13 protein-coding genes, 1 rRNA gene and 1 pseudogene are annotated in these 14,285 nt (G+C 35.0%); 13 read left to right on the top strand and 2 right to left on the bottom strand.

Annotated elements, in window-relative coordinates; all coding sequences use genetic code 11:
- Positions 1-380: 380 nt before the first annotated feature.
- Entirely contained in the window at positions 381-995 is a 615-nt protein-coding gene (locus OZD66_RS00950; RefSeq protein WP_182367756.1) for a hypothetical protein, read from the bottom strand.
- A 153-nt stretch (positions 996-1,148) separates the two neighbouring features.
- On the opposite strand from OZD66_RS00950, the gene OZD66_RS00945 reads away from it, so the two are divergent.
- The 13 genes from OZD66_RS00945 to OZD66_RS00885 all read left to right on the top strand — a co-directional run bounded on the left by OZD66_RS00945 (position 1,149) and on the right by OZD66_RS00885 (position 14,103).
- Positions 1,149-2,653, top strand: a 16S ribosomal RNA gene (locus tag OZD66_RS00945).
- A 100-nt stretch (positions 2,654-2,753) separates the two neighbouring features.
- A complete protein-coding gene (gene sdhC, locus OZD66_RS00940; RefSeq protein WP_182367753.1) occupies positions 2,754-3,131 on the top strand; it encodes a succinate dehydrogenase, cytochrome b556 subunit in 378 nt (125 codons plus the stop codon).
- Positions 3,128-3,484, top strand: a complete 357-nt coding sequence (gene sdhD / locus OZD66_RS00935; RefSeq protein ID WP_182367750.1) for a succinate dehydrogenase, hydrophobic membrane anchor protein — start codon at positions 3,128-3,130, stop codon at positions 3,482-3,484. The genes sdhC and sdhD overlap by 4 nt, the downstream gene beginning before the upstream one ends.
- An 84-nt stretch (positions 3,485-3,568) precedes the next feature.
- Positions 3,569-4,816, top strand: coding sequence for a hypothetical protein (locus OZD66_RS00930; RefSeq protein WP_182367748.1), 1,248 nt, complete (start codon positions 3,569-3,571; stop codon positions 4,814-4,816).
- A gap of 112 nt (positions 4,817-4,928) precedes the next feature.
- Positions 4,929-6,218, top strand: coding sequence for a sugar phosphate nucleotidyltransferase (locus OZD66_RS00925; protein WP_182367745.1), 1,290 nt, complete (start codon positions 4,929-4,931; stop codon positions 6,216-6,218).
- Between the two features lie 141 nt (positions 6,219-6,359).
- Positions 6,360-7,589, top strand: a complete 1,230-nt coding sequence (locus OZD66_RS00920; RefSeq protein WP_182367742.1) for a lipoprotein-releasing ABC transporter permease subunit — start codon at positions 6,360-6,362, stop codon at positions 7,587-7,589.
- Positions 7,582-8,313: a hypothetical protein gene (locus OZD66_RS00915; RefSeq protein WP_182367740.1), complete on the top strand. Its 732-nt coding sequence runs from the start codon at positions 7,582-7,584 to the stop codon at positions 8,311-8,313. The genes OZD66_RS00920 and OZD66_RS00915 overlap by 8 nt, the downstream gene beginning before the upstream one ends.
- Positions 8,310-9,530, top strand: a complete 1,221-nt coding sequence (locus OZD66_RS00910) for a heme biosynthesis protein HemY (RefSeq protein ID WP_182367737.1) — start codon at positions 8,310-8,312, stop codon at positions 9,528-9,530. Before OZD66_RS00915 ends, OZD66_RS00910 begins: the two co-directional genes overlap by 4 nt.
- 198 nt (positions 9,531-9,728) lie before the next feature.
- Positions 9,729-10,601: an ATP synthase F1 subunit gamma gene (gene atpG / locus OZD66_RS00905; RefSeq protein WP_182367734.1), complete on the top strand. Its 873-nt coding sequence runs from the start codon at positions 9,729-9,731 to the stop codon at positions 10,599-10,601.
- Positions 10,602-10,619: 18 nt separating this feature from the next.
- Positions 10,620-11,954: a TldD/PmbA family protein gene (locus OZD66_RS00900; protein ID WP_010081974.1), complete on the top strand. Its 1,335-nt coding sequence runs from the start codon at positions 10,620-10,622 to the stop codon at positions 11,952-11,954.
- A gap of 174 nt (positions 11,955-12,128) precedes the next feature.
- A complete protein-coding gene (locus OZD66_RS00895; protein WP_182367731.1) occupies positions 12,129-12,380 on the top strand; it encodes a cold-shock protein in 252 nt (83 codons plus the stop codon).
- A 35-nt stretch (positions 12,381-12,415) separates the two neighbouring features.
- Positions 12,416-13,642, top strand: a complete 1,227-nt coding sequence (locus tag OZD66_RS00890; protein ID WP_275021929.1) for a DEAD/DEAH box helicase — start codon at positions 12,416-12,418, stop codon at positions 13,640-13,642.
- Positions 13,643-13,872: 230 nt separating this feature from the next.
- Positions 13,873-14,103 (top strand): hypothetical protein, encoded by a 231-nt coding sequence (locus tag OZD66_RS00885; protein WP_275021938.1) that lies wholly within the window; start codon positions 13,873-13,875, stop codon positions 14,101-14,103.
- Here OZD66_RS00885 and OZD66_RS00880 read toward each other — a convergent pair.
- A pseudogene (locus OZD66_RS00880) lies at positions 14,016-14,285 on the bottom strand (transposase); the annotation flags it as partial. The gene OZD66_RS00885 and the pseudogene OZD66_RS00880 sit on opposite strands and share 88 nt — an antisense overlap.

The following is a 14,285-nucleotide window of genomic DNA, read 5'->3' as shown; positions in this document are numbered from 1 at the left end:
CTTTTAACTTGCAACTAACCTACACCGCAAGTGTTTAAGAAATTTACTAAGCAGGAAAAAAGGCAAAGAAACCCCGTAGTAGCTAGCATTTAAATTCTCCCTTGTCAATTTGACGTTTTTTGCTGTCTTAAACGCTTTGTAAGCGCGTTTCGGCTTATATAGGTAAAAACCCAGAAATTTCTAAAGACATGCGATGCACGTAGTGCGAAAAATTAAACATGAGACGCCAAATACCCTAAGTTTTTTGTCATTAACCTGCACAGATTGCGAAGATAAATAAATAGCTTCAGTTTTATGATAAGGGAGCTGGCGAGGCTTGTCAAGGAAGTTTTTCGTTTCATCCAATGCGCTGCCAAAAGCTATGCAAAAAGTCCAATGAGTTAACTCCCATATATCCGGAGTAGTTCTTGTGCATTAGCCTTTATTAGAGTAGGGCATTTTCTGTCATTTAATAGGGAACGCAATACTTCAGTTGCACCTTTAATGTCGTTATTGTGTATCTTTACTACAGCGATAGCTTCTTGGCTTGAATGGGGATACACTGCACTTGATTCTAAATTATCAATTTTATCTTTATTTATTTTTTCACCGTTGGAGTGAAGTAAGCTCATTACTTCTAAATATTGTGCTAATTCACGCAAAACACTAGGAGCATCTTTATCATCTGCCAAATCATTATAAATAGATGCTGTGTCTGTTGGCATTGAATCTGAGATATGATTGAATGTGCGTTCAAAATTTGCTAAATACTCCCAATTTGAATCTATTTCTTCTAGCAGCGGCTTATTATCTTTTTTTAAGAATAATACTTCGTAAAACTTGTCACCTGCAGTTATAGATTGTTTTGTGTTATCAATGTTGCGCAATAAGTATAATGTGATGCCAACTAACGTTGGCGCGAGTGCAAGCAGAAAGATGTATTTTTTCATGGTAATATTCCAAATAGTTATACATTTATACATTAATGCTTTTGATTTGCAAAAACATATTGACATAGTGATTATATCACATAATAATATTCTTAAAGTTGTTTGAATAGTTGGAGATTAAAATATTTCTAAAGTAGAAATAAAGACAGCAGTATTAAGCTAAATTATTTTTTGTCGGATTTATCCGATGTACCCTCAACCTTTTATAGGTTGAAGTCTAAATTTGAGAGTTTGATCCTGGCTCAGAATGAACGCTGGCGGCAGGCCTAACACATGCAAGTCGAACGGAGTTATATTGTAGCTTGCTATGGTATAACTTAGTGGCAGACGGGTGAGTAATGTATAGGAATCTACCTAGTAGTACGGAATAATTGTTGGAAACGGCAACTAATACCGTATACGCCCTACGGGGGAAAAATTTATTGCTATTAGATGAGCCTATATTAGATTAGCTAGTTGGTGGAGTAATAGCCTACCAAGGCAATGATCTATAGCTGATCTGAGAGGATGATCAGCCACACTGGAACTGAGATACGGTCCAGACTCCTACGGGAGGCAGCAGTGGGGAATATTGGACAATGGGCGAAAGCCTGATCCAGCCATGCCGCATGAGTGAAGAAGGCCTTTGGGTTGTAAAGCTCTTTTAGTGAGGAAGATAATGACGGTACTCACAGAAGAAGTCCTGGCTAACTCCGTGCCAGCAGCCGCGGTAATACGGAGAGGGCTAGCGTTATTCGGAATTATTGGGCGTAAAGGGCGCGTAGGCGGATTAGTAAGTTAAAAGTGAAATCCCAAGGCTCAACCTTGGAATTGCTTTTAAAACTGCTAATCTAGAGATTGAAAGAGGATAGAGGAATTCCTAGTGTAGAGGTGAAATTCGTAAATATTAGGAGGAACACCAGTGGCGAAGGCGTCTATCTGGTTCAAATCTGACGCTGAGGCGCGAAGGCGTGGGGAGCAAACAGGATTAGATACCCTGGTAGTCCACGCTGTAAACGATGAATGTTAAATATGGGAAGTTTTACTTTCTGTATTACAGCTAACGCGTTAAACATTCCGCCTGGGGACTACGGTCGCAAGATTAAAACTCAAAGGAATTGACGGGGACCCGCACAAGCGGTGGAGCATGTGGTTTAATTCGATGCAACGCGAAAAACCTTACCACTCCTTGACATGGAAATTATACCTATTCGAAGGGATAGGGTCGGTTCGGCCGGGTTTCACACAGGTGTTGCATGGCTGTCGTCAGCTCGTGTCGTGAGATGTTGGGTTAAGTCCCGCAACGAGCGCAACCCTCATCCTTAGTTACCATCAGGTAATGCTGGGGACTTTAAGGAAACTGCCAGTGATAAACTGGAGGAAGGTGGGGATGATGTCAAGTCATCATGGCCCTTATGGAGTGGGCTACACACGTGCTACAATGGTGGCTACAATGGGCTGCAAAGTCGCAAGGCTAAGCCAATCCCTTAAAAGCCATCTCAGTTCGGATTGTACTCTGCAACTCGAGTGCATGAAGTTGGAATCGCTAGTAATCGTGGATCAGCACGCCACGGTGAATACGTTCTCGGGTCTTGTACACACTGCCCGTCACGCCATGGGAATTGGTTTCACTCGAAGCTAACGACCTAACCGCAAGGAGGGGGTTATTTAAAGTGGGATCGGTAACTGGGGTGAAGTCGTAACAAGGTAGCAGTAGGGGAATCTGCAGCTGGATTACCTCCTTAGGCTTTGCGTATAACTTACCATTTTTAATGATGGTGTTGTTATGTGCTATACTGCTGTCTTTACTTCTACTTTATTTTAATTTCCCGATAACGGAATTTTATGAGTGATAGACCTCTTTCTCCACATTTACAAATATATAAAGTACAAGTTATTAGTTTTTTCTCTATTATGCACAGATTAACTGGTATCTTGCTGTTCCTTTTATTAATGATACTTTCTTGGTATTTCATATTACATGTTTACTTTCCTGAGTTACTTATAGTAAGGTACTTAAATGCATTATTATTCACTCCTGTTGCTAAATTAGCTTATGTCTTATGTTTTATAAGTTTTGTATATCATTTTCTTAATGGTATTCGTCATTTATTGTGGGATATTGGGCTTAATTTAGAAATTACTGGCGTTTCAAGGAGTGCTATACTGCTGACAGTAACGCTACTCCTTTCTACTATGGCTTTTTTATTTATGTTTATATGAGTCAATCTGGAAATTCAGTACATCATTGGTGGGTTCAGCGTGTTTCTGCAGTGATTTTGCTGCTTCTATTTCCTTGGTTCATCTATTCATTTTCTTGCACATTTTATACTGATAGCTCTTTGTCTTTTAGTGGGAAATTTATTAATCACCCTTTAGAGCTTTTATTTTTTGTTGTATTGTTGTTTTGCATTTTTTGGCACGCAGTTCTTGGAATGCAGGTAGTGTGTGAAGATTATATACACAGCGTATCTCTAAGGATTTTTACAATTACATGTATAAAGTACTTATCAAGTATCACTTATATAGTCCTTGCTTTTACAATTTTTTTCTTCTATAGGCATATTTTCTTGTAAAATCACCGGTTCTGTGTTAATACATTATTAGTGTACTAGTTCTATTATTGAACTATAGCATTATAGCGATTTTGGTTTAGCAATATGTTAGAGACATTGAAAAAGTGGGGAACGGACCTTACGCTAAAAGTGAAGGATCTACTTACCTCACCTGAATCTCAAGTTTATGTCAAAGGCCTTAGAAAGGTAATGATGTATGATGGAAGGAAATGCCAGTATCCAAAAAATTATGATCAAATTGTACAGTCTGCTGAAATCATAAAAAATGAGGATATGCATGGAAATGCTATACTAGATAAAGATAAAAATCCAACCTATAAACTTTTGTATGGTCAAAAAGATGAGAATGGAGAACAACCAAGTTTCAGATTATCTTTAGTTACCAAAGATGAAGATAATGATAGATCTTATTTTACCATTGACTTTTTAGTTGACCCAGATAAAGATGCACGCGAGTTTCGCAGTAGCAATCGTAGTTATTATAGTAAATATTATAAACCATTTGGGTTTTCAAAAATCGATCTTGAGAAACATATTCCAATTTTTGAAGTTGATACTCAGTCACTTGAATTAACTCATTCTCGTGTGCTTGCTAAAAAAGGTTCTTCTCTCAACAATAAAGGTGAGGTTGACGAGAAAGATATAGATGAAAAAGGAAGAAATGGAAAATTATTGTACACTAGTGATTATAAGAAGCTAAGCACCCATTTTTCAGAAATTAGAGATCAGAATGGTAATCTAGAGCTAGATAAAAGTCTTATATCTGTTCCTATCGTTTTTGCTACAAGTTTAGCTAAAGTTTGTACTAAATTGTTGACTTCTCTTCCTATGAAATTAGGGGAGTATTTAATAGGTAAACAAAACCCAATTGCAAAGTCTTTTGGTTATCTTTTATTTACTCCTGCAATGGCAATAAAAAATTTAGTGAATATGGGAGCTACCATACTTAAGGCTCCAATTTTATTGTTTGTAGCAAATGAGAAAAAATATGGTGATGCTTACTACACCATGTGGAAACACCAACTGAAAGGATGTTTGGAAGAAGCAAAAAGTGACTTTAATGTTATTAAAGGTGGAGAAAGGCTAAAGCCGGATCATGGGAATCGTGATTCACTAGTGGGCACATGGGATGAGCTTAACGCTAGAAGGCCAAAGAAACAAGGGAATGATAAAGAAGTTAGCAAGAGTAATGAAATACTAAAGAGTCCTGAGGAAGAACAAAATAAGGGTAATGAAATATTAAGTGATAAAAGAAAAGGTCATGTTGAGGAATTACAAAATAGAAGAAATTCACAGCAAGGGCAAGGCGCTACATATGATCACTCTCATTAGCAATTACTTTAAATCAACATTTACTTTCTTTATTAACTATTCCACAATAAAAACTCGCATGTATTTTGCCCTCAGTATAAGATATTAATTATTTAATTAATATCTTAACTAAATGCGCCCTGTAATATTGTGTGGTGGTAGTGGTAGCAGACTTTGGCCTTTATCTAAGCCAAAGCAATTTCAGAAAATATTTAGTCAGAACACTATGTTTCACAACACTTTGTTGAGGCTAAAAAGCGATTATATGCCGCCCATAATTGCTACAAATATACAGTACGAGTCATTAGTGATGGAGGAATTGCATGCACTGCAAGAATATAAAGTGATTTTCGAACCAGTGAAAATTGGAACAGCAGCGGCAATATTAATTGCTGCACTTCTCTGCAATGAAAACGAGACAATGTTAATTCTGCCTTCAGACCATTTTATAGGTGATTTGAATAGTTTTTATGCTTCTACTCAAAAAGCGTCTCAGATAGCCTCTGAAACTGACTCTATAGTTACGTTTGGAGTAGAGCCTGATGAGTTCAATCCTGAGTACGGCTATATAAATGCAGTTTATGATCATGAGGAAAAGTATCATATAGTAAAGGATTTCATAGAGAAACCTGAGCATGTATTAAGTAATGATTATTATTGGAACTCTGGAATATTTGTATTTAAAGCAAAACGCTACATAGATGAGATCAAAAAATCTGCCCCGAATCTTTATAATTTATGTTTTAAACATTTCATACCGCAAGAGAGATTTCTGTATTTAAAACAACGAGATTTTGCAGGAATTGAAGGCATATCCATTGATTACTTGGTGATGGAGAAAGCAAAAAACGTTGCAATGATAGAGGCTAATTTCGATTGGCTGGATGTTGGAACTTGGAGTTCAGTTTTAGAATTGAGTGAGAAGTTTAGTAAAGAACCGGTGTCATTTCAGCATGTGATTAGAGAAAAAGAACCAGTTTCAACGACAGAAAGTAATAAAAATTTATTGGGTGGAGCTTGTAAGCAACCAAACAAAAGTCTAATTTCATTTATTCATAAAGTTAAGAAAGTAAAGGCGATAAGAAAAGAAGTTAAACCATGGGGATTTTGTAGTATAATTTTAATGAGCGAAAATTTTCTTGTAAAATATCTTTTTATAAATCCATTAAGCTGCACTTCTAAGCAATTCCATCACTATAGAGATGAATACCATATAGTGCTATCAGGAGTTGGGTATGTTAGTTTAGAAGACAAAGAATATGCTATAGCAAAAGACCATATGATAGAAATCCCAAGGGAAGTTTCCCATAGGATTGAAAATAGAAGCACAAGCTTTCCACTTGAAATAGTTGAATTTCAGATAGGAGAGCATTTATCTGATAATGATATAGTGAGGTTGGATGATGTATATGGAAGATTTTGAAATTCTAATGTTATAGTATTGAATATATTCTATAAGCCTGCTAAATTTAAGGAAGCAAAAATCTCTAGTTTTCAAATAAAGAAAAGTCTACAATTATACGAAGTTTCAAAAATATAATGTCTAACCTCAAAATATTTTGTAATGTCCATTGCCTTTGAAATTACTATGGCTGCTTGCTATTTGCGAGCGAAAAATGCCAGATTTTGCTCTATAATGACTTTGTTCTCTATTATCGGCATTGCCCTTGGAGTTGCAACACTAATAGTGGTGATGTCTGTGATGAACGGATTCAGAGCAAAGTTGCTTGACTCAATACTTGGCATTGATGGCCATATTAACGTTTATTTTGATAGGAACATAAATTCAGATTACTACGCAGTTTCAAAATCTATTGAGAGAATTCCTGGTATATTAAAGGCTACTCCTATGACCAATGATCAAGTCATTATTGCAGCAAATGATAAAATTGCAGGTAGCGTAGTGCGAGGTGTGTCAACTAAAGACTTGCTTGATAGTACTGCCGTTACAAATAATGTAATTATAGGTGATGTAAAAAAATTTGATGAAGGGATAATAATAGGAGCACGATTGGCAGAAGCTTTGAACATTGACTATGGCGACGAAATTACGTTTATATCATCTGAAGAATTTGATGCATTACTTGGTGAAATGCCGCGAATGAAAAAATATAAAGTTATAGCAATATTTGATATGGGTATGTTTGAGTATGATAATACCTTGATATATATGCCTCTAAAATCAGCACAAGCCTTTTTTAATTATGAAAATAGCATAAAAAATATAGAAGTACTTGTAGACGACGTTACTAGAGCTGATAAGCTGGCAGATGCTATAGAAAAAGAAATAGGAATGGAAGCTGAAAGTTGGCAATCACAGCAAAGCCATTATTTTAGTGCTTTAAAAACTGAAAGAAATGTGATGTTTTTAATTCTTACTTTGATTATAGTTGTAGCAGCGTTTAATATTATCTCAAATTTAATGATGATAGTGCAAGAAAAGAAATCCGCGATTGCAATTATGCGTACATTTGGTGCAACAAGTGGAAGCATTATGCGCATATTTTGTGCTTGTGGTCTATTAATCGGTTTTACGGGAACTTGTCTTGGCTGTATTATAGGTGTCGTTTTTTCTCTCAATATCGAAAGCATTAGAGTGTTTTTAGAAAACATTACTAACGTCAAGCTGTTTGACCCTATGATATACTTTTTTTCAAGTTTACCAATGATATTAGTTCCTCAAGATGTAGTGAACATTTCTGCACTTGCATTATTCTTATCATTTTTAGCGACAATTGCTCCTGCATTGCAGGCAGCTGCACAAGATCCTGCGGAGATACTACGTTATGAATGATACTCAGCAAAAGTACATAGGTTGGTTCTTAATTGTATTGTTATTTACCGGTTACATCACAATAAATAACATAATCTTTTTAAAAATAAATCAGCAAGAGAGTGAAAATAATGTGAAAACTTTAATGGAAGGCATGGATGAGCTTAGAATGTTACTTGAAGTTAATCAATCTAGAACGGAAAAAAGGATATTTGACTTAAAGAGAAGTCAGCATACTCAGTGTGAGCAAGATGATAATAATTCAAGATGTAAGAACCTTGCAAAATTGCTGTTACTTGTGATTAAAATGAAGAATTCGTTATTGCGAGAAGCAAAATTTGATAACCATATAAATTCAATAAAGCCTTTGATATCAGAGCTTGACGATCCAGAGATAGAAAATGCAGTAAATGAATTAGAAAATTTGAAAGAGATAAATACCTTACACGAATTGAAGTTATCTTTTAAAAAAACTATTGATACTATCTATTACAACAAAAGTACATTGTCTAAAAAAATCATTTCAAACTGGATTAGAATACAAGATAAAAATGACCCATTAAGGGCAAAATTCGCAGAAATTGAGGAGTCAATAAACGATAATGATTGGCAGAGCATAGCTACTACAATAGGAGATTTAGCACACCCAGAATTCAAGCCATGGCTGAATAAATTGAATGGTCTTATTGTAGCTTCTAAGAATATTTCAACAATATATCATCACTTATTACAATATATCTCATGATTTATTTTATAATTTTCGCTCTTTCGTTTTTATTTGGTATATGGGTTAAGGTAAGTGGTGAAGTAATAAAATTAGAATTAGGCAATTACACTATAAGTATTGATCTATATTTTATTATTTTTACTTGTGTAGTTTTATTATTTTTGTTAATTGCACTTGCACGCTTTTTTTCTTCCATTTCATCAACATTTGCCAACATAAGAAATAGAAGAAGGGATAGGGAAGAATTGCTTCTCTTTGAAGCTTTCTTTAGCATAGACTTAGACAATATAGAGAACTCCCAAAAGGTAGTTAAAAGTCTAAATGAGAAGAGCGATAGGTTATCTTTAATAAAGCTCTTTAACTCAGGTAAGACGGGAAATTACAGCTTTTTCAGTAACGGTTTAACAAACGTTGCAAATAAAAATCGTAACTTAGCTCTACTTCTGGCCAATAAGCTGATCGTTCACCTCAAACAAGAAAAAGTAGTCTTTCAAAAATTTATAGAATATTGCTCTAGTTCAATTAACGATAAAATGCTATCTATTCCCTTTCAAATAGAGCATTGCATATTGAAAGAAGATTGGATTAATGCAATTTTGAGGTTGAAGGAAGCAGTTAAGTCCAATATTTTTCTCCCCTTTGATCATAAAGAAATGTTTGCAGTGTTTTATTGCGCTTTAGCAAAGCAATATGAAAGTAAAGGAAATTTTAAGGAGGCTATAAAGTCTTTATTTAGAGCACAACGTTATAGTGCAATTTTTCAGCCCATCAATTATTTAAAGGCAGAATTATATATCAAACTTGGAAAAATCAGAAAAGCTTCTGCAGTGCTAGAGGCAGAGTATACAGTAAATCCTACTCCTCAGTCAGCTAAAATGTACATCAATTTAAATAGTAAAGGTGCTGAAAGACTATACAACTTACGCCCTGATTATTATTTTAGTTACTGTTTACTTGCTTTGTCCTCAATGAGTTCAGGTAAATATGATCTTGCAAGTCAATATTTAGACACTGCTATGAAAAAAGCTAATTACATGTCAATCTACTTTATTGTAATACAACTCAAGGTTACATTGCAAGAACACGACAAGGTAATTTATTGGCTAAACAAGATGGGCTCAGAAGCTTTGCCTGATCCAGGCTGGAAATGTAAAAATTGTAACAGGGAACTAGAACAATGGGATCATAAGTGTTCAAGTTGTAATAGTTTTAATTGTGTTTATCATATATTATAAAATTCCACAAATTGTAGAAATTACCATTAGGCTACTTTCACATTGATATTGCTGAAGTTAGAGCACTTTCTTAATATAATCCTTATCTCCAAACAATAAACCTGCAAGTTTCTTAGCTAGACTTGGTTTTAATGTCAAAAAAACTTGCTTTTAGACACTAACAGTTATATATTTTAATAAATCAGGGTTGTATACAAAATGAAGAGCTTAAAGGAATTATCCTTAAGAATTAAGAATATTAGGTCTGTACAGAAAACCACGAAAATAATGCAAATGGTTTCTGCAGCAAAGTTGTTACAAAGCCAAAAGAAGTTATTAAATTCAAAATTATATGTATCTAAGCTGCATAACATTATTTTTTCATTAATGCTATCAGTTGATCAAGAATTACTGGCGAAAATTCTAAATGTCAGTAACGACGGTTTTTACCTAGTATTCATTATTGCGTCTGATCGTGGCTTGTGCGGCAACTTTAACTCTTCTATTGTCAAATTTAGTCAAGAGCGTGTAAATAAGTCAATCGCAAATGGCAAAAAAGTAGATATTGTATTTCTTGGTAAAAAAGCTTTTGATGTAGGTAAAAATAGATTTGACTCTAAAAGTATCTTAAAAATTGAAAATAGTAAGGGAATCACGTTAAAGCACGTAGAAGCTTTGGTTGATGGTATAGATTTAAGTAAATACGATAAAGTTAAAGTTTTTTATAGTAAATTCTATAATACCTTCACGCAAAAACCAATGTTGGAAACAATAAAACCATGGAGTAAAGACTCATCCTTGATTGATAGCTCTCTGGCTGGTCCAACAACAGATTACGGCTATGAGTATGAACCACAAAATATTGAATTTATTTTAAAATCTTTGGTTCAAGATTACGTTGTAATTGCTCTTTACTCTGCTTTACTTGAAAGTGCAACGAGTGAGAATAGTGCTAGAATGGTTGCTATGGAATCAGCAAACAGAAACACTAAAGAGATACTGAACAAATTAGCATTGCTTTATAATCGTTCTCGTCAAGCAGCGATTACGACTGATTTAATTGAAGTTATAGGTGGTGCAGAATCTTTATAGAAATCTAAGGAATAGAAAATGAATATATTAAATATTGCAGCAGATATTACTAAACTAATAAAAAAGCAAAATCAAGATGCGGAAGTTACAATATATGAAACTAATAAGACTTCAGTTTCTCAGCGTCTATCAAAAATTGAGCAAATATCACAATCTAAAAATTGCACTGTAGGAATCAGAGCTATAGCAGGTAAAAACAAAGCTGCGTATATTTCTACAAACGATTTGAATAATCTGAGTGATACAGTAAGCCAAGTGGTAGAAATGGCAAAGAATGCGCCAGAAGATCCTTGCATTAATTTTGCTGTAAATGGTAGTAATTATATCTCTTCTGCAGATTTAAGTATCTCAGATAATAATGTTGTAACCGTTGATAACCTAAAAGAAATTGCTGAAGCTGCAGAAAATTCAGCCCTTGCACATAAGAGTATCACTAATTCTGAAGGAGCCTCTTCTTCATACGCTTTAGTGAATACAGTATTATCGACTGTTTCTGGTTTTATTGGCTCGTTTAGTAAATCAACCTTTGCTAATCAGGTCTCTGTTGTTGCTGGAAGAGAAAGTGAAATGAAGGTTGGTTACGATTATGATATAGCATGTAATTTTAGTGATTTAAAGTTGCCAGAGTTAATGGGAAAAGAAGCAGCAAAAAGAGCAGTTGATCAATTGAATTCACGTACAATGAAAACTGGTAAATTTCCAGTTATTTTTGAAAAAAGAGCAGCAAAAGGGCTAGTAAAAAGTTTTGCTTCTGCTATAAATGGGAGCAGTATTATAAGCAACAGTTCTTTCTTGAGGGGTAGTTTAAACGCTCAGATTTTCAACGATAGAATTAATATTATCGATGATCCATTGTTGCCAAGAGGCATAGCATCGAGACCATTTGATGGAGAAGGGATAACTAGCAAGAAAAATATATTTGTAAAAAACGGAATATTACAAAATTGGATTTTAGACTTATACTCGGCTAGAAAATTAGACTCAGAAACAACCGGAAGTGCAACTCGTGCAAGTAATGCTGCAGTTATTCCTGCAGCTAGTAACCTCTACATTGAGAATGGTGATGTATCGTTTGAAGAATTAATTCAGGAAGTGAAAGAGGGAATATATGTAACTGATTTATTTGGTTTTGGTGTCAATTTAATCAATGGCGATTACAGCCAAGGCGCTTCCGGATTTTTTATAGAAAATGGAAAAATAACGTATCCAATACATGAGATTACCATTGCTAGCAATTTGAAGGATATGTTTAGCAATTTAGTCGTTGCAGATGATCTAACTTTTTGTGGGCAATTTAATTCACCAACGATTAAAGTTAGCGAAATGACGGTTGCAGGTTCGCTTAACGATTAAAAAATTTATTTGCATCAAGTACAACAATTGTGTATTATTGTCATGTAATGTTAAGAATAGACTATGGAGTATAAAGGTTTAGTTTCAATAGCTAAACTTAAAGCATTCTCGATCGTAATTTCAAAGTTTTTCATCACATTAGTAATGTTAGTTAATAATTTAGGAGTTGTTTAAATGGAATTTGGTAATGTAAAATGGTTTAATGCCGAAAAAGGCTATGGTTTCATCAAGCCAGAAGGTAAAGGGGGTGACGTTTTTGTACATATTAGCACATTGGAACGTTCGGGAATAAGACCTGAGGTACTTAAAGGAGAGAATAAAGAGAAGGGAATAAAAGGAGAAAGGGTGAGTTATGAGGTTAAAGAGGAGCGCGGTAGAAACGGAGAAGATAAAAAATCTGCAATAAATTTAAGATTGGAAGATTAATCTATTATGAAGTCTTTTGACAGGATTAACGTATTGTGAATAATTTTCATGAGATGGGTCTCCCAGCTTCGCTTAGACAAGCTCTAGATAAAAATAGTCTTTTCGTCCCAACTCCGATTCAAATACAAGCGATTCCCTTAGCGCTACAAGGTAAAGATATTCTCGGATCTGCTCAAACGGGGACTGGAAAAACTTTAGCATTTGCTATTCCGTTGGTTGCTAAGTTGCTGAATGAGCCTAACACTGGTTCAGCTTTAGTCATCGTGCCAACCAGAGAGCTTGCGCATCAGGTAGCAAATGAGATAAGAAAACTCTTATCTCAAAATTCTGCACTAAGGGTCGCTTTGTTGATTGGTGGTGAGCCTATTTTTAGGCAGCTAAATCAGCTTCAGAAAAAACCACAAATTGTAATAGGTACTCCTGGTCGTATTATAGACCATATTGAGCGTAAAACTTTGATTACTCGCAATGTTAGCGTTCTTGTGCTTGATGAAACGGATCGTATGTTTGATATGGGCTTTGGAGTTCAGATTGAAGAAATTATGAAGCATTTGCCTAAAATAAGGCAAGCTCTTATGTTTTCTGCAACTCTTCCTGGAGATATAGTAAAACTTGCTGAGAAGTACCTTAATCGACCAGAACGTATTTCTGTTGATTGTGAGGCTACAACTTCTGTAAAAATTAAGCAAGAAATTGTTTATGCATCAGAATCAGAAAAATATGAAAAGCTTGTTACACAACTATGTCAGCGCGAAGGATCAATCATTATCTTTGTCAAAACAAAGCGAGGAGCGGATCAGCTAGCTAACAGATTGCACAAAGATGACTATAGCGCTTTAGCAATTCATGGTGATTTAAGGCAGCACAAGCGCGAAAGGGTCATTAATTCTTTTCGTCGTGGCCGTAATCAAATCATGGTTGCAACAGATGTTGCTTCTCGCGGCCTTGATATTCCCCACATTCAACATGTTATCAATTATGATGCACCACAATCGCAAGCTGACTATATTCATCGTATAGGTAGAACTGCACGCGCTGGAGCTGAAGGGTATGCGCTATCTTTTGTTACACCTCAAGATAAGAGAAGACTGCCTGCACTGGCAGACAAAGAAGGAGAGCTAAATTTTGATTGTAGTGTGCAATTTAAAAAACGTAACAGCAAAAAGGTCTTTAAAAGGCCAAGTACGTTAAAGACTAAATACGGTAGAAAAAAGATCAATGCATTTAAGAAGAAAAGCAGAGTACTAGAAAAAGCGTATTAAATAGGATTTACCTACAATTTGATAAGCGTAAAACTCGTCATTCCGCTACTCATTAGCGGAATCTATGCTGAGATATTGCGGTGCTATGACGTAGATCCAGAGTGGGATTCAAATTGGCTACAGCGAACTGCTGGATTTCAATTTTTTTAATAATTGTGTGCTATTCATTATATATGAGTTCCCACTTTTAAAGAGAATAGGAGATGATTTCCAAAAACTTAGAGGCAAGTTTGAATAGAGCACTATTCATTGCTTCTAATTTTAATCTTAAATATGCGAAAGTAGAACATTTATTGCTGGCGTTAACTAAAGACGTGGATGTAAATTACGTTTTATCAAGATGTATAGCATTTCTCATAATAGTCCGAACAGGTCATAGGAAGGCAGAATCAACAGCACGACGAAAGGATTCGAATAGAGGAATGTTTTTCCTGGCTCTGTTTTTTATAGCAAACCAATGATGCTCAATTTTGTTGAAATCTGGAGAATAAGGCGGCAGATACAAAATTTCTGCACCAACCCCTTTAGCAAGCTTTATCAGACTTATGAAAAGTAGCATTGTCAAGAATGACAGTCTGTCCAGGTTCCAAGATCGGTGTCAAAAATTGCTCAAACCATCCATTAAAAACATCCATATTACAGT

This window comes from Wolbachia endosymbiont of Drosophila baimaii (assembly GCF_028982185.1).
Classification (GTDB): Bacteria; Pseudomonadota; Alphaproteobacteria; order Rickettsiales; family Anaplasmataceae; genus Wolbachia; species Wolbachia pipientis.
This window is presented reverse-complemented; position numbering and strand designations above follow the sequence as displayed.